Annotated in this window: 17 protein-coding genes; 8 read left to right on the top strand and 9 right to left on the bottom strand. The window is 59.7% G+C overall.

Annotated elements, in window-relative coordinates; translation table 11 throughout:
* Nucleotides 1-23: 23 nt before the first annotated feature.
* Nucleotides 24-713, bottom strand: a complete 690-nt coding sequence (locus tag Q4577_RS11055; protein WP_244691833.1) for an EI24 domain-containing protein — start codon at nt 711-713, stop codon at nt 24-26.
* Nucleotides 710-1,288, bottom strand: coding sequence for a nitroreductase family protein (locus tag Q4577_RS11050; protein WP_303468018.1), 579 nt, complete (start codon nt 1,286-1,288; stop codon nt 710-712). The genes Q4577_RS11055 and Q4577_RS11050 overlap by 4 nt, the downstream gene beginning before the upstream one ends.
* A gap of 97 nt (nt 1,289-1,385) precedes the next feature.
* Between Q4577_RS11050 and Q4577_RS11045 the strand changes: the two genes are divergently transcribed.
* Nucleotides 1,386-1,643 (top strand): DUF167 domain-containing protein, encoded by a 258-nt coding sequence (locus Q4577_RS11045; RefSeq protein ID WP_303468017.1) that lies wholly within the window; start codon nt 1,386-1,388, stop codon nt 1,641-1,643.
* 10 nt (nt 1,644-1,653) lie between these two features.
* On the opposite strand, the gene Q4577_RS11040 is transcribed toward Q4577_RS11045, so the two are convergent.
* Together Q4577_RS11040 and Q4577_RS11035 are read right to left on the bottom strand one after the other, a co-directional pair.
* Nucleotides 1,654-2,175: a cell wall hydrolase gene (locus Q4577_RS11040; RefSeq protein WP_244691840.1), complete on the bottom strand. Its 522-nt coding sequence runs from the start codon at nt 2,173-2,175 to the stop codon at nt 1,654-1,656.
* 199 nt (nt 2,176-2,374) lie between these two features.
* Nucleotides 2,375-2,614, bottom strand: coding sequence for a hypothetical protein (locus tag Q4577_RS11035; RefSeq protein WP_303468016.1), 240 nt, complete (start codon nt 2,612-2,614; stop codon nt 2,375-2,377).
* 121 nt (nt 2,615-2,735) lie between these two features.
* Between Q4577_RS11035 and Q4577_RS11030 the strand changes: the two genes are divergently transcribed.
* Together Q4577_RS11030 and Q4577_RS11025 are read left to right on the top strand one after the other, a co-directional pair.
* Nucleotides 2,736-3,464: a M48 family metallopeptidase gene (locus Q4577_RS11030; protein ID WP_303468015.1), complete on the top strand. Its 729-nt coding sequence runs from the start codon at nt 2,736-2,738 to the stop codon at nt 3,462-3,464.
* 127 nt (nt 3,465-3,591) lie between these two features.
* Entirely contained in the window at nt 3,592-4,593 is a 1,002-nt protein-coding gene (locus tag Q4577_RS11025; RefSeq protein ID WP_303468014.1) for a LacI family DNA-binding transcriptional regulator, read from the top strand.
* 11 nt (nt 4,594-4,604) lie between these two features.
* Here Q4577_RS11025 and Q4577_RS11020 read toward each other — a convergent pair whose 3' ends face one another.
* Both Q4577_RS11020 and Q4577_RS11015 read right to left on the bottom strand, forming a co-directional pair.
* Entirely contained in the window at nt 4,605-5,762 is a 1,158-nt protein-coding gene (locus tag Q4577_RS11020; RefSeq protein WP_303468013.1) for a Gfo/Idh/MocA family protein, read from the bottom strand.
* A gap of 14 nt (nt 5,763-5,776) precedes the next feature.
* Nucleotides 5,777-6,670 (bottom strand): TIM barrel protein, encoded by an 894-nt coding sequence (locus tag Q4577_RS11015; RefSeq protein ID WP_303468012.1) that lies wholly within the window; start codon nt 6,668-6,670, stop codon nt 5,777-5,779.
* A gap of 139 nt (nt 6,671-6,809) precedes the next feature.
* Here Q4577_RS11015 and iolC point away from each other — a divergent pair, with 139 nt between their 5' ends.
* From iolC to Q4577_RS10995, 4 genes are all read left to right on the top strand, one after another.
* A complete protein-coding gene (iolC, locus tag Q4577_RS11010) occupies nt 6,810-7,826 on the top strand; it encodes a 5-dehydro-2-deoxygluconokinase (protein ID WP_303468011.1) in 1,017 nt (338 codons plus the stop codon).
* A gap of 3 nt (nt 7,827-7,829) precedes the next feature.
* Complete coding sequence (locus Q4577_RS11005) at nt 7,830-8,669, top strand: 5-deoxy-glucuronate isomerase (protein WP_303468010.1); 840 nt, start codon at nt 7,830-7,832, stop codon at nt 8,667-8,669.
* A complete protein-coding gene (locus tag Q4577_RS11000) occupies nt 8,666-9,496 on the top strand; it encodes a class II fructose-bisphosphate aldolase (RefSeq protein WP_303468009.1) in 831 nt (276 codons plus the stop codon). Before Q4577_RS11005 ends, Q4577_RS11000 begins: the two co-directional genes overlap by 4 nt.
* An 84-nt stretch (nt 9,497-9,580) precedes the next feature.
* The gene (locus Q4577_RS10995; protein ID WP_303468008.1) at nt 9,581-9,838 is read left to right on the top strand and encodes a DUF6455 family protein; all 258 of its coding nucleotides are present in this window, start codon (nt 9,581-9,583) and stop codon (nt 9,836-9,838) included.
* A 116-nt stretch (nt 9,839-9,954) separates the two neighbouring features.
* On the opposite strand, the gene ygiD is transcribed toward Q4577_RS10995, so the two are convergent.
* The gene (gene ygiD, locus Q4577_RS10990) at nt 9,955-10,773 is read right to left on the bottom strand and encodes a 4,5-DOPA dioxygenase extradiol (RefSeq protein WP_303468006.1); all 819 of its coding nucleotides are present in this window, start codon (nt 10,771-10,773) and stop codon (nt 9,955-9,957) included.
* A gap of 260 nt (nt 10,774-11,033) precedes the next feature.
* Between ygiD and Q4577_RS10985 the strand changes: the two genes are divergently transcribed.
* Nucleotides 11,034-11,159: a hypothetical protein gene (locus tag Q4577_RS10985; protein ID WP_280520750.1), complete on the top strand. Its 126-nt coding sequence runs from the start codon at nt 11,034-11,036 to the stop codon at nt 11,157-11,159.
* A 100-nt stretch (nt 11,160-11,259) separates the two neighbouring features.
* Here Q4577_RS10985 and Q4577_RS10980 read toward each other — a convergent pair whose 3' ends face one another.
* The gene (locus Q4577_RS10980) at nt 11,260-12,909 is read right to left on the bottom strand and encodes an ABC transporter ATP-binding protein (protein ID WP_244691862.1); all 1,650 of its coding nucleotides are present in this window, start codon (nt 12,907-12,909) and stop codon (nt 11,260-11,262) included.
* A 2-nt stretch (nt 12,910-12,911) separates the two neighbouring features.
* Entirely contained in the window at nt 12,912-13,976 is a 1,065-nt protein-coding gene (locus Q4577_RS10975) for an ABC transporter permease (protein WP_303468005.1), read from the bottom strand.
* Between the last annotated feature and the right edge of the window lie 9 nt (nt 13,977-13,985).

Here is a 13,985-nt window from a genome sequence, read left to right as displayed (position 1 = left end):
GCAAACGCCCCGTTTTCCCGGCATCACCGCCGGGAAAGCGCGTGATAAATATGGGTAAAGGTCGCCGCCCCCAGAATCGGAATCAGCAGGTTCACCAACGGGATACTCAGCGGCATCGCCATCAACACCCCGGCAATCCAGATCGTGCCGAGATGTTTCTTGCGCATCGCGCGCGCGCCGTCGCGGCCAATGCGCCGCATCGCGGCCAGGGTGAAATATTCCCGCCCCAACAAGAACCCGTTCATCCCCCAAAAGATGAACAGCGCGGCAAAGGGCAACATCACGTAAAGGATGATCGCCAGGATATTTGCCGCCACCAATACGCCCAGGAAATTCAGCGTATCGCGCAGCGCATCGGCAAAAGGCACCGGGGCAGCGGCGGGCAGATGCGAATAATGTCGGTCTTCGACCGCCTGCGCCACCTCGTCCAAAAACAGCGATGTGATCGCTGAGGCCACCGGCACCATCAAAAACGCCGACAACACCACCATGAAGATCAGCGACCCAAAGCTGAGCAGATCGCCAACCCAGGTCACCTCGCCCACCAACGGCAATGTCGTTGTGTCGCCGGTCATCCATTCGACCAGCCACAACAGCCCGGCATAAGCACCAAACAACAACGCCAACGTCAGACCGATTCCCATGCCAAGGACACGGCGAAAGCGCGGATCGCTCAGCTGGGCCAGAGATTTGGTAAAGGCGGCAAGAATCATGTGTCCATCCAGGTTGTCTTGGCTGTCAGATCCGGGCGCGGGCGTTCGGGCGGTGCGGCACGTTCGGTGCCGATATGCAGGATGCCCGCCACATGTTCCCCGGCGGACAACCCCAGACCCTGTTCAACGAAATCACGGTCATGACTGGCCCAACCCGACAACCAGTTCGCCCCCCAACCCGAGGCCAGTGCCGCATTCAGCAGCGCCAGACAGACCGCCCCGGCGGAATAGAATTGCTCTATCTCCGGCACTTTTTCCGAAGCAACCGGCGCGGCAACCACAACCACCGCCAGCGGGCTGTCGGCAAAGGCGGCCTGGGCCTTGGCAATCTGTTCGCCATCCATCGCCAGCGCCGCACCCCGCGCACCAACCAGCGCCGCCAATCGGTCCAGCGCCGCACGTTCCAACACGATAAATCGCCAGGGTTCCAGCTTGCCATGATCGGGGCTGCGCGCCGCCGCGGTCAGGATCGGGGCCAGTGCCGCACGATCCGGCGCCGGCGCCTGCAATGTCTTGGCCGGGCGGGACCGGCGGTTCAACAGAAATTCCATGGCGGCAGGATTCGGCTGGGGCATCGGGTCTCCAATGTATCGCGCGTTATGTCATGCCTTCGGTATGTCACCCGCCCCGTGCCGGGTTTCAAGTGCCCTGCCCCCGGTTTATGCCAGAGAGATGAGGAAGCTGCCCGATCTTGCCCACCTGGCCCAGGCCGACACCGACATCGCCGTGCGCGTCACGCCGGGGGCCTCGCGCAATGCGATTACCGTCGCAGAGGGGCTTATTTCCGTCCGCGTTACGGCCCCGCCACAGGATGGCAAAGCCAATGAAGCGGTGCGCAAATTGCTTGCCAAATCTCTGGGTCTGGCCAAATCCCGATTGACCTTGGTCCGGGGGGCGACATCGCGGGACAAGGTTTTTCGGGTGAGTTAAGTCAAGCGGCTTATCGCGGCGCCAGCCCTTCGGTCGGGGGACGCGGCGAAGAAGCGGTGACAAATTCCGCCCGGCGCTTTTCATAGAACGCGTTGCCGCCGGTGGTCACCACATAATGCATGTTGTTGTAATTGGCCTGATACCAGGCTGCGTGGAAAAACTTGGCAATGCCGACATGCGGGTGCCGTGTGCCGCTGAGCACCGCGCGGGCGGCCTCCTGTGCCAGCGGCGCGCCGCGATCGGTCATCGGTTTCGACATGACGCCGGGGGCAAATTGGTTTTTCTGGCTGACGACACCACAGACGGTGTTCGGGAAAGCATCCGATTTGACCCGGTTCATCACCACACTGCCGACCGCGATCATCCCGTCCCAGCTTGACCTGTTGGATTCAAAATACATCGCCCGCGACATGCATTCCAGATCCGCGGCCTGTGGTTTGGATGGCTTTGATTTCGGGCCGCCACAGGCCGCCAAAACGGACAAACCGACCAAAGCGATGACCCGCAGGCCGGTCATTTGGGTTACGGACATGAGTGCGGCCTTTTCTTGGGACTTTGGGACGGTGCGCATCGCCAGATTTACCCGGCATTCGCCGCCAAGGGCAAGGGGCGGCTTTGCCCGGGACACACGCCCAGACCAAAGCATCACGCCCGAGGATTAAACACCAAAAGCCGTGGCAAAAATCCCGTTAGCAACCTGATAAAAAACGAAAATCAATCCCGACCGGCGTCTAGTCTTCGCCTTCGTCGCGCCGGTACACCCCTTCGGGCAGGTCGATCGCCGTGGCCAGATCACGCATTTGCGATATGGAAAAGGTGATTTTATGCACCTTGTCTTCGCGCGGATCATATTGTTCGACGGTGATACATTCCGCAAAGCTGTTGACGACAACATCCTCCTGAAGCGGTGTTTCGCCTTCATCCACCAGTGTGACCACTGTGGCATCAAATTCGTGCTCGATGCTGAACATAGCCGCAGATTAGCCACTGATCCGGCATTTGCAACCGCCGGCCCGCCGATAACCGGAATTTGCCGCTTCGTGATCATTCGCCTCTGGCACCTTGCCGGAACCCTCCGTAATCTGGGGGGATATGATCCGCTATGTACTCTTCATTTCCCTGTTTCTGCTCTCGGCCTGCGCCGAGATCACACCCATGCCGCCCACAGCGCCCGGGGATGAAAGAGACACGCTCAGCGATGCCGAAATCCAACGCTTTGCCGACCGCGCTGCCCGGCAATTCGTCCGTGTGGTCGAAACGGTAGAGCCGGTCGCCGAAGCCGAATGTCGCAATCGCACGCGGGATGTGTCCTGCGATTTTCAGATTGTGGTGGATGATCGGCTGAACCAGCCGCCAAATGCGTTTCACACGCTGGATCGCAATGGCCAGCCAATCATCGCATTCAACCTTGCGCTGATTCTGGCGGTGGAAAACGCCGATGAGCTGGCCTTTATCATGGGCCATGAGGCCGCACACCACATTGCCGGTCATATTGAACGCGCCCGCCAGAACGCGACCCTCGGCGCGCAGGTCCTGGCCAGTGCGGCGGCGACGATTTCCGGTGGCGACAGCGATGCCATCCGCGCTGGGCAACAGCTGGGCGCGGCCATCGGACGCCAGAGTTTCACCAAGGATTTCGAGCTGGAGGCAGATGCCCTTGGCACGATCATCGCCTACCGGGCCGGATATGATCCGGTGAAGGGCGCGAAATTCTTTAGCCGCATTCCTGATCCCGGCAACCGGTTTCTGGGCACCCATCCGCCCAATGCCGCCCGCATCGAAACGGTGCGCCGGGTCGCGGCGGGACTACAGGGCAGCTAACGCCAGTTCCCCGCTCGCGACAGCGACTTGCGCAGTGACCCTGTGTCGGAACGTCGGCGTTCATGTTTCAACAATGTCGAAAACCCTTTAGACTGCCCCGAAATCACCCGCGGGGACGTCGATTGCCATGGCAGTGACATTGAAAGAGGTCGCAGAACGCGCCGGGGTGTCCCGGTCGGCGGTGTCACGCACCTTTACCGATGGGGCATCGGTGTCGGCGAAAATGCGCAGCAAGGTGGAAAAAGCCGCGCGTGAATTGGGCTATAGCCCCAATGCGCTGGCCTCGTCGCTGACCACCGGGCGCACAAAGCTGATCGGGTTGGTCTCCAACAACTTTCACAACCCGGTGTTTCTGGAGGTATTCGATCTTTTCACCCGTGGCATTCAGGATCGCGGCCTGCGGCCCCTGTTGGTCAACCTGTCAGAGGAAACCGATGCACAGGCCACGCAACGCATGTTGCAGCAATATTCGGTGGATGGGGTTGTTGTGGCGTCCTCCACCCTGCCACCGGGGTTTTCGCGTGCATTTCGCGATGTGGACGTGCCGGTGGTCCATGCCTTTGGCCGCGCGACCACCCCGGCCCAGGTGCATATGGTCGGGATAGACAACACGGCCTGCGGGCGCATGGCAGCGCGGGAATTCATCACGCGCGGCTATCGCGCGCTTGCGTTCCTTGGCGGTCCAGAGGCCGCAACATCGACCCAGGACCGGCTGTCCGGATTCCTGTCAGAAGTTGCCCTGCACCCGGGCATAACCGCCAGTTTCAGTTTTGCCGAGGCCTATTCCTTTGACGCGGGGCGCGCGGAAATGGAACGTCTTTTGACCTGTGTCCCGGCAGAGGCCTATTTCTGCGGCGATGATGTCCTGGCGATTGGGGCGCTTTCGGCGATCAAGGATCGCGGGCTGGCGGTGCCCGGCGACATCGGTATTCTGGGCCTGAATGACATGCAAATCTCAGGCTGGCCCAATATCGACCTGACGACCATCCGGCAGCCGTTTCCACAAATCGTGGCCTCGGCGTTGGACATGATCACATCAATGCTGAAGGCACCTGCCAGTCTTCCGGAAACCCGGGTTTTTCCCTGTACGCTGGTTGAACGCGGAACACTGCGATTGCCGCCGCGGTGATCCGCGTGCCCTTAGCGAAACATCGGCGGCCGGGCATCCACCCATGCGCCGTCATGTGCGCCGCTGTGCGCCACGGCAAAAACCGCCGCCATCGACCGCAGACCATCCTCGGCACGCGGATATAGATCCGCCGCCGGGTCGATGGGGCGCGCGTCTTTTTCTGCGCGGATCGCCTCGGCCAGATCAGCATAGATATTGGCAAAGGCCAGCGGCATCCCCTCGGCATGGCCGATGGTTACCCGGGTTGTGCGATCCGCCTCGGGCGAGAGATCGGCCTCGCCACGTTCGATCACCTGCAACCGCCCGCCAAGGGGCATATGATAAAGCTGATTTGGCTGTTCCTGCGCCCAGCGCAATCCGCCCGTTTCGCCGAACACCTGCAAGGTCAATCCATGTTGACGGCCCAATGCAATGGACGAGGTCCAAAGCCGCCCAACCGCACCGCCGTCAAACCGCAGATTGACCATGGCGTCATCTTCCAGAACCCGGCTTTGGATGCACGACACCGTATCCGCCGAAAGCTTTGTCACCTCCTGCCCGATCACGAAACTTGCCATATGCAACGCGTGAATGCCGCAATCCGCAAATTGCGCGCTGACCCCGGCCTGTGCCGGATCATAGCGCCAGCGGACCCGCGGGTTGTCGGCGTCGCCCGCATCGGCGTGGTGGCCATGGGCGAATTCCGCCTTGATCAGCCGGATTTTCCCCAGATCCCCCCGCGCCACCATCGCCCGCATATGTCGGACCAGCGAATAACCGGAATAGCCGTAATTGACCGCACAGATCCGTCCGCTGGACTTGGCCAGCCGCACGATTTCCTCGGCCTCTTCCACGGTCATCGTCATCGGCTTTTCGCACAGCACGTGAAACCCGGCTGACAAGAAACCCTTGGCAATTTCAAAGTGGGTGGCATTTGGCGTGGCGATTGTCACAAGGTCAACCCGGTCGTCACGGCCCTGTTCGCCCGCCAGCATCTCTTGCCAACTGCCATAGGCGCGATCCGCCGCCAGCCCAAGCCGCTGGCCATACTCCCGCCCGACGTCCGGGCGGTGATCCAATGCGCCAGCGACAAAGTCAAACGCGCCATCAAGCCCGGCACCCAACCGATGCGCAGGCCCGATTTGACTGCCCTCGCCGCCGCCGATCATACCCCATTTCAACTTTGCCAATTCCGGTCCCCCCCTCAGGTAAAGCCAATGGATCGAAGGTATTCGCGATTCTTGCAAGCATCACCCAGCGGATCAGGGTCAAGCGCAGGATCGCAATCCTGTTCCACCGTACACCAGCCGCTGAAATCTGCATCCAGAAGCAGCTGTCGGACAGCGGCCAAATCGACATCCCCCGCGCCGAGATTACAGAATATGCCCTGCCCGCACGCATCGTAGAACCCGGTGCGGTTGGCAATGACGCGGAATTTGACGGTTGGATCTATATCCTTGAAATGCACATAGGAAATCCGGTCCATATGGCGTTTCATGAACGCAACCGGATCGTAACCGGCATAGGAATGGTGGCCGGTATCCAGGCAGATTTTCAACAGGCTGTCGTCGACTTCGGCCAACAGCCGCTCCAGCTCTGGTTCGAAATCAATGAATCCGCCAGCATGTGCATGGATGCCAACCGTCAGGCCGTATTCCTGCGTCGCAATCCGCGCCGCTTCTGCGATGCGATCGCGAAAGGCGACCCATTCAGCGGGCTCCATTTGCTCGGCCTCTTGCGCGCGGCCCGCGGTCGGGGCGCGTCGCGGCGAAATCGAATCAATCAAAACCAGATGCTGCGCGCCATGCGCCCGCAAGGCCCGCGCGGTGCGGTGGGTTGCATCCAGCACGTCATCCCAGGCCCCCGGATCATGAAACGGGCGAAACACCACGCCGCCAATCAACGTCAGATCATGATCGGCCAGCGCCGCGCCCAACACCGCCGGATCCTCTGGCATATAGCCAACAGGGCCAAGTTCGATCCCGCGAAACCCGGCGGCGGCGCAATCGCGCAGCACGTCCTGCCAGGTTGGATTGCGCGAATCCCTGGCAAATTCAACGCCCCAGGAACAGGGCGCATTGCCGATCTGAATGGTCATTTTCGGCCCCTTTTTGATCGTGGTGCACCAATCAATTGCTAATGCAACCGGTTGCAAAATTTGTAGCCCCGGCTATGCTGCCGCGCAAGTCACATCCCGCCAAACAGCGCGTTTTGCAATCATGAGGGGAGCACCGCATATGACAGATCAGGTCCGGGAAACCGGTCAGGGCGGCCTGATTGATGGTATCCAAAAAGGCCGCTTTGTGGTTTTTGGCCGTGCAGGAATGGATATGTTTGCCGATCCCCCCGGCACCCCCGCGGATGAGGCCGAAAGCTTCCGTGCCGATCTGGGCGGGTCATCGGCCAATATCTGCGCCGGGCTGTGCAAGCTGGGGTTGCAGGCGGCTTTGGTGACCTCGGTGTCCCATGATGCGGCTGGGCGGTTTTGCGTCAACCGGCTGCGCCATTACGGGGTGAATACCGATTATGTCCAGGTTCTGGACGGCGAGCATCGGGTGTCACTGGCGGTCTATGAAAGCCGGATCGAGGATTTCCAACTGGTGATCTATCGCAACAATGCGGTGGATTTTCAGGTCAGCAACGCGGATGTCGACCGGGTGAATTATGCGGATTTTGGCGCATTGATCACGGCGGGCACCGTCTTTGCCGCCGAACCGTCGCGCAGCTCGACCTTTCATGCGTTTTCCAATGCACGTGCCGCCGGGGTGCCGGTGATTTTTGACATTGATTACAGGCCGTACTCCTGGCCGTCGCCGGAAATTGCCTCTCAGGTTCTGACCCGTGCGGGCGAAGAAAGCGACATGATTGTCGGCAATGACGAGGAATTCGGCTTTATGGCTGGCGGGATCGAACGTGGCTTGGACAAGGCCCGCGCACTGGCGGCACAGAACAAATTGGTGATCTACAAGCGGGGCGAAAAGGGCGCGATAACCCTGATGGGGGATCAGGAGATCCACACCGGCATTTATCCCGCCACCCCGATGAAACCGGTTGGCACCGGTGACAGCTTCATGGCCGGGCTGCTGGCCGCCTTGGCCGAGGGGCGCCCGCTGCGTGACGCGGTGTTGCGCGGGTCTGCCTGTGCTTCGATCGTGGTCGGCCAACCCGGTTGCGCCCCCGCGATGCCGACATTGGCCGAATTGAACGCCTATCTTGGGTCGCACCCCGGCCCCACAGACCCCGACAAAGGATGAAAGATGCATATCGCCCCCTATGACAACGCCAACACGCCCATCGTCGATGTCGATCACGACCTGGTGCCGCTGAATTATTTCAATATCGTCAAACTGAAGGCGGGCGACACATTCGAATACGACGTCGCGGGGTATGAAACCTGCGTTGTGCCCGCGACCGGCACTGTCGATGTCGATGTCGAGGGCGCGGTGTTTTCCCAGATCGGCAATCGCGGCGTAGATGTCTGGGACGGCGAGCCAGAGGGCGTCTATGCGCCCACCGGCACCAAGGTGCGCCTGACCTGTACCCGTGATGCCGAAGTATTTGTTGCCGGCGCAAAATTTGACCGCGTGCTGGAACCGTTCGAGGTCCGGCCAGATGCGCTGGACAAGGTGCAATACGGCTCGGACGACACCAAGACCCATCGCAAGATCAAACATATTCTGGGCGCGGCGGATCATGACCGGGTGGGCCGTTTGTTGGTCAGCGAATTGTTTACGGTTGGCACCGGCGGCTGGTCGGGATTTCCCAGCCACAAACACGACACGGACCGTTTGCCGGAGGAAACCCGCCACGACGAAACCTATAACTTTCGGTTCAAACCGGACTACGGTTCCGGGCTTCAGATGTTGCAACGGGTCGATAATGAGCCCGGCGATGCCTATCATATCGTGAATGGATCGACGGTTCTGATCGACAAGGGATACCACCCCTGCGTCGCGCTGCCGGGGTATGAGATGTATTATTTCACCATTCTGGGCGGGCTGACCCAGCGGTCGCTAAAGCAATATTTCCAACCCACACATGCCGAGCAATTGCATACCATCCCCGGCATCATGGATATGGTGGCCAAGTTCAAATGACCCTGGTGACCTTGGCTCAGGTGCTGCAACCGGCGCTGCACGGCGGCTCTGCCGTGGCCGGTCTGGTCTCGCTTGGCTGGGAAGATATGTGCGCCTATGTCGCCGCCGCCGAGGCCGAGGGCGTGCCGGTGATCCTTCAGGCCGGGCCGGGATGTCGCGATCATACCCCCCTGCCGGTCCTTGGCGCGATGTTTCGGCATTTGGCCGAAGGCGCATCTGTGCCGGTGGTGGCGCATCTGGATCATGGCTATTGCGCCGAGGATTGCCGCATCGCGATTGACTGTGGCTTTACCTCGGTCATGTTTGATGGGTCTGGCAAACCCCTGCAACAGAACATTGACGAAACCGCCGCGATTGCCGAAATGGCCCATGCGGCGGCGGTATCCTGTGAGGGTGAAATTGGGTTCGTCGGCTATGCCGACGGTGCAGACTCGACCGGCACCGCCCCGGACGAGGCCGCGCAATTCGCAAGAGAGACCGGCGTGGATGCCATGGCAATTTCGGTCGGCAACACACATTTGCAACAAAAAACCGGCGCCGGATTGGATGAAGACCGCATTCGCGCGATTGAAGCCGTCACAGACGTGCCCCTGGTCATCCATGGCGGGTCTGGCGTGCCGCTGGACCAACGCCGCCATCTGGCCCGGACGTCAAAGATCTGTAAATTCAACATCGGCACCGAATTGCGGATGGTGTTCGGTGAATCCCTGCGCGCGGCTTTGGCAAATGACCCCGCTGTCTTTGACCGCAATGCGATCCTGCGCGCAACGCAAGATCCGATGATTTCGGCCACCCGGCAGGTGCTTCGGGCGTTCAAACCGACCTGACCCAGTTTTTGATACACATCAAAGTTCCGCGCGACCCCGGCCCCTATGCTGACACCCAACAGCCAGAATCGGGAAGGACAGCAGATGCTTTCGTCGGAACAGATCAAACGTCACGCGATCCTGATGGACCGCATGGGCGATGCCCGCGGGCTGGATATGGAAGAGCAGGTGCTGCGCGGCAAAATCACCAGCGCGGAACTGGCCGATCGGGTGCTGAGCTGTGCCAATTGCACCGGACCACAGGATTGCGCGCATTGGCTGGATGCCCGCACCGGCGTAGAGGGTGAAAGCCCAAGCTATTGCCGCAATGCGGATCTGTTCGACGACCTTTCAAAACGCTGACAACTGTTCCCAAAGGGCGCAGGTTGTGGGGGAACCGGCACCCGGAGGGCGGGGAGGTGTGATGGCCATCCAAAGAGGTGGCCATCACCGTTCAGCGCCATTCAGTTCAGCGCCATTCAGTGAAAAATGAAGCTGCGCATGGATATGCTGGACAAATCAATGCTTTCGGTCATGAAGGTCAGCTGATCCGCAGCATTTGCCGCCCCGGCCACCGCCAATGCAGGCAAATAGTGATCAACCGAAGGGTGTGCCATGGTCAGCAGGTTGCCCAACCCACGGCGATCCGCCAATGCGGCCAGATCGCGCTCTGCCAGACGATCGGCAAACAGCGCGTCGAATTCTGTGGCCCAATCATGCGCCGATGCGCCCGGACGAATCTGCCGCAAGTTGTGCACCACATTGCCACTGCCAAGTATCAACACACCGCGATTGCGCAGCTCGGCCAGCTTCTGACCAATCTCCAGATGCCAATCCAGATCTTTGGCCATGTCGATCGACAATTGAAACACCGGGACATCGGCCTGCGGATACAGGAATTTCAACACCTGCCAGGCCCCGTGATCCAGACCCCAGGTTTCATCACCCTCGGCATGATGGCTGGCCAGCAGTGAAATCACGTCTTGCGCCAAGGCCGGATCGCCCTTTGCGGGATATTGTTCACGGTACAGCGCCTCTGGAAAGCCGTTGAAATCATGGATCGTGCGCGGCATCGCCGATACATCAACCAGCGTGCTGCCCCGGGTCATCCAATGCGCCGACACCACCAAAATCGCCTGTGGCCGGGGAAGGGTGCGACCCAGCTCAGCCCAGCTTTTGGCATAGGGGTTGTCTTCGATGGCGTTCATCGGGCTGCCATGGCCGAGAAAAACCACCGGCATCCGATCCGAAACAGCAAATCGGTCTTGTAACGATTGCAGCGATTGAGCGACGCTCATGTCTGGCTCCTTTTGAAATGCAGCTCCTGTGCCGCCTTGCAAAAAATATAGCCCAGCGCGGGGCTTATACCTATGGCGATAGGATCACAGACAATGTGCAGGAAAACGCGGCTACCGGCAGAGCATGGCCGATATGCAAAAATTTCGGAAACATTTGAAACTCAAGTCTTGCCCGACTCAGAATGATGGCCTAATTGCGATTCTAGAGACAGGTAAACCAACGGCCAATTTGGCCACATGACGAGCGACAGGAGGCCACCATGCCGACGACCCGCGACGAATGGATCCGCGACGTACGCAGCCGGGCAGCAACACTGCCGGCGGTGTTTATCGTGTATGGTTTTCTTGTGATCACGATGATCGCCACCGGGATGGCGATGACCTAGGATCGGATTGACGCCCCCGGGCTGTCGCCGTTTTCAGCAATCTGGACCGATGAAACACGCCCGGCTTTTGCCGGACGCATTCTGATTTCCCGCGACTGACTTAAACCTCGGCCCCTTCGCCAAGGTTTTCTATGCCGCGTTCTTCCAGCAAATCGGTCAGCCAATTCGGATCCATTTCCGGCACCGAGCTAAGCAACAGATCGGTATAGGGATGGTGCGGCGGGGTGAACATCTGGTCTTTGGCCCCCTGCTCAACCACCTTGCCCTGCTGCATCACCACAACTTCGTCTGCGATTGAACGCACCGTTGCCAGATCGTGGGTGATGAACATATAGGCCAGATCCAATTCGCTCTGAAGCCGGTCGAGCAGTTTCAAAATGCCCTCGGCCACCAGCTGGTCAAGCGCCGAGGTCACCTCGTCACAGATGATGAACGTCGGTTCCGCTGCCAGTGCACGGGCAATGCCGATCCGCTGTTTCTGACCGCCCGAAAGCTCTGGCGGGTAGCGGTTGTAATATTTCGACGGTTCCAGCTCGATCAGATCGAGCAATTCATCCACCCGATGTTTCAGCGCCGCGCCGGACAGGCCCGAATAAAACTGTGCCGGGCGGCCAATGATTTCACTGATCCGTACCTTTGGATTCAGCGCGGTATCGGCCATCTGATAAATCATCTGCGCCTGACGCAACTGATCCTTGGACCGGTTCAGATAGCTGGGCGGCAGGGCCTCACCTTTGAACAGGATCTCACCCGACATTGGCGGCAAGAGGCCGGTGATACAGCGCGCGGTGGTCGATTTGCCCGATCCGCTTTCGCCGACAACCGCAACCGTCATGCCCTTGTAGATATCGAATGACACGTCATCCAACACCTTGGCGCCGCCGGTATAAGCCGCGCTGACGTTTTTGACCGAAATCAGCGGGCCTTCGTCCGTTGGCCGGGATTTTTGCGGCTTTTCAAAGCTGCGCACCGCCCAGAGCGACTTGGTGTAATCCTCTTGCGGGTTTTCCAGCATGTCTTCGGTCGAGGCCTGTTCGACCTCTTCGCCCTTGAGCAGCACCTTGATGGTATCGGCCATCTGCGCCACGACCGCCAAATCATGGGTAATATAGATCGCGGCGGTGTTGAACTGATCAACGATGTCGCGGATCGCGGCCAGAACCTCGATCTGGGTGGTCACGTCCAGCGCCGTGGTCGGTTCGTCAAAGATGATCAGATCGGGACGACAGGCCATCGCCATCGCGGTCATCGCCCGCTGCAACTGACCGCCCGACACCTGATGCGGATACCGAAAGCCGATTTCCTGCGGATTGGGCAGGCGCAAACGTTCGTACAGATCCATCGCATCTTCTTGCGCCTCGATGCGTTTCTGGATGCGATATTGCAGCGGCGCTTCGGTATGCTGATCAATGATCTTATGCGCCGGATTGAAGGATGCCGCCGCCGATTGCGCCACATAGGCGATGCGCGAACCGCGCAACGCCCGTTTTTCGCCCTCTGTCGCGGTGGTCAGCTCCATCCCGTCGAATTCAATCGACCCGCTGGAAATCCGCGTGCCATCCCGGGCATAGCCCATGGCCGCGGCCCCAATGGTGGATTTGCCAGCCCCGGATTCCCCGATCAGGCCCATGACCTCGCCACGGTGCAATTTCAGGTCAACGCCCTTGATGATCGGCACCCAGTCTTCGCCGGTATAGCCCTCGATGCGCAGATCTTCGATGTCGAGAAGGACAGATTTATCATGTACCATTCTTATTGCTCCTTCAGACCAGAGGACCGGAACAGCATCCAGTCGACCACGAAGTTGACCGCCACAGTCAGCAGCGCAATCGCCCCGGCCGGGATCAGGGGGGTGATATCGCCAAAGGAAATCAGCGTCGCGTTTTCACGCACCATCGACCCCCAATCGGCGGTGGGCGGCTGAATGCCAAGACCCAGGAACGAAAGCCCCGCCACCAGCAGGAAGACGAAACAGAATTCCAGCCCGAACTCTGCCACCAGAGGCGCGGAACAATTGGGCAGGATTTCCTTGCGGATCAGATACCAGGTCTTTTCACCGCGCAGCTTGGCCGCTTCGATATAATCCATGACGACAACATTGCCCGCCACCGCCCGTGTCAGACGGAACACCCGTGGCGCATAGATGATGGCGACGGCCACGATGATGACAATGGTCTGCGGGCCAAAGATCGACAGCATCAACAGGGCAAAGATCAGTGACGGGATCGACATGATCACATCGGCGAACCGGCCCATCAGCTGGTCGAACCAGCCGCCTTTGGTTGCGGCCAGAAGTCCGGCAAACGCCCCCATGCCAAAGGCAGAGATCGTCGCCAGAAGCGCGAGACCCACGGTATTGCGGGCGCCGTAAATGATCCGGCTGAACATATCGCGGCCCAATTGATCGGCACCAAGCAGCATGTTTTCATCTGCAGGGGCAAAGGAGGATGCGATCACCTCGCTTTCGCCAAAGGGCGCGATCCACGGCGCAAAGATACCGGCAATCGCATAGGTGAAGATAATGAACATGCCAAAGGCCGCGGTCAAAGGTGCGGTCTTCAGCTCCTTTGACAGGTTGGTGGGCGTGATCAACACCAGAAATTCGCGGAAACAATAGGACGTCGCCGCAGCAAACCCCAAAAGACCCGCCGCAATCGCCACATTGCGCAGCGGCCCAACGCCGCCGACAATGCCCAGCACAAAGCTGACCAGTGTCAGCGAAAACAGCAGCATGAATGCGCCGCGCTTTTCATAATACGCCGCCAGACAGGAGGCGATGATCAGACAGGCGAAGTAGAGAATGACGAATGTGCTCATGTGATGCCC

The organism is Marinovum sp. 2_MG-2023, assembly GCF_030548265.1.
Classification (GTDB): Bacteria; Pseudomonadota; Alphaproteobacteria; order Rhodobacterales; family Rhodobacteraceae; genus Marinovum.
This window is presented reverse-complemented; position numbering and strand designations above follow the sequence as displayed.

Coding starts and splice junctions, on each gene's coding strand:
- Q4577_RS11000 (WP_303468009.1), top strand. CDS start 8,666: ATGACCCTGGTGACCTTGGCTCAGGTGCTGCAACCGGCGCTGCACGGC.
- Q4577_RS10985 (WP_280520750.1), top strand. CDS start 11,034: ATGCCGACGACCCGCGACGAATGGATCCGCGACGTACGCAGCCGGGCA.
- Q4577_RS11040 (WP_244691840.1), bottom strand. CDS start 2,175: ATGTCCGTAACCCAAATGACCGGCCTGCGGGTCATCGCTTTGGTCGGT.
- ygiD (WP_303468006.1), bottom strand. CDS start 10,773: ATGAGCGTCGCTCAATCGCTGCAATCGTTACAAGACCGATTTGCTGTT.
- Q4577_RS11030 (WP_303468015.1), top strand. CDS start 2,736: ATGATCCGCTATGTACTCTTCATTTCCCTGTTTCTGCTCTCGGCCTGC.
- Q4577_RS10995 (WP_303468008.1), top strand. CDS start 9,581: ATGCTTTCGTCGGAACAGATCAAACGTCACGCGATCCTGATGGACCGC.
- Q4577_RS10980 (WP_244691862.1), bottom strand. CDS start 12,909: ATGGTACATGATAAATCTGTCCTTCTCGACATCGAAGATCTGCGCATC.
- Q4577_RS11045 (WP_303468017.1), top strand. CDS start 1,386: ATGAGGAAGCTGCCCGATCTTGCCCACCTGGCCCAGGCCGACACCGAC.
- Q4577_RS11015 (WP_303468012.1), bottom strand. CDS start 6,670: ATGACCATTCAGATCGGCAATGCGCCCTGTTCCTGGGGCGTTGAATTT.
- Q4577_RS11005 (WP_303468010.1), top strand. CDS start 7,830: ATGCATATCGCCCCCTATGACAACGCCAACACGCCCATCGTCGATGTC.
- Q4577_RS11025 (WP_303468014.1), top strand. CDS start 3,592: ATGGCAGTGACATTGAAAGAGGTCGCAGAACGCGCCGGGGTGTCCCGG.
- iolC (WP_303468011.1), top strand. CDS start 6,810: ATGACAGATCAGGTCCGGGAAACCGGTCAGGGCGGCCTGATTGATGGT.
- Q4577_RS11050 (WP_303468018.1), bottom strand. CDS start 1,288: ATGCCCCAGCCGAATCCTGCCGCCATGGAATTTCTGTTGAACCGCCGG.
- Q4577_RS11055 (WP_244691833.1), bottom strand. CDS start 713: ATGATTCTTGCCGCCTTTACCAAATCTCTGGCCCAGCTGAGCGATCCG.
- Q4577_RS11035 (WP_303468016.1), bottom strand. CDS start 2,614: ATGTTCAGCATCGAGCACGAATTTGATGCCACAGTGGTCACACTGGTG.
- Q4577_RS10975 (WP_303468005.1), bottom strand. CDS start 13,976: ATGAGCACATTCGTCATTCTCTACTTCGCCTGTCTGATCATCGCCTCC.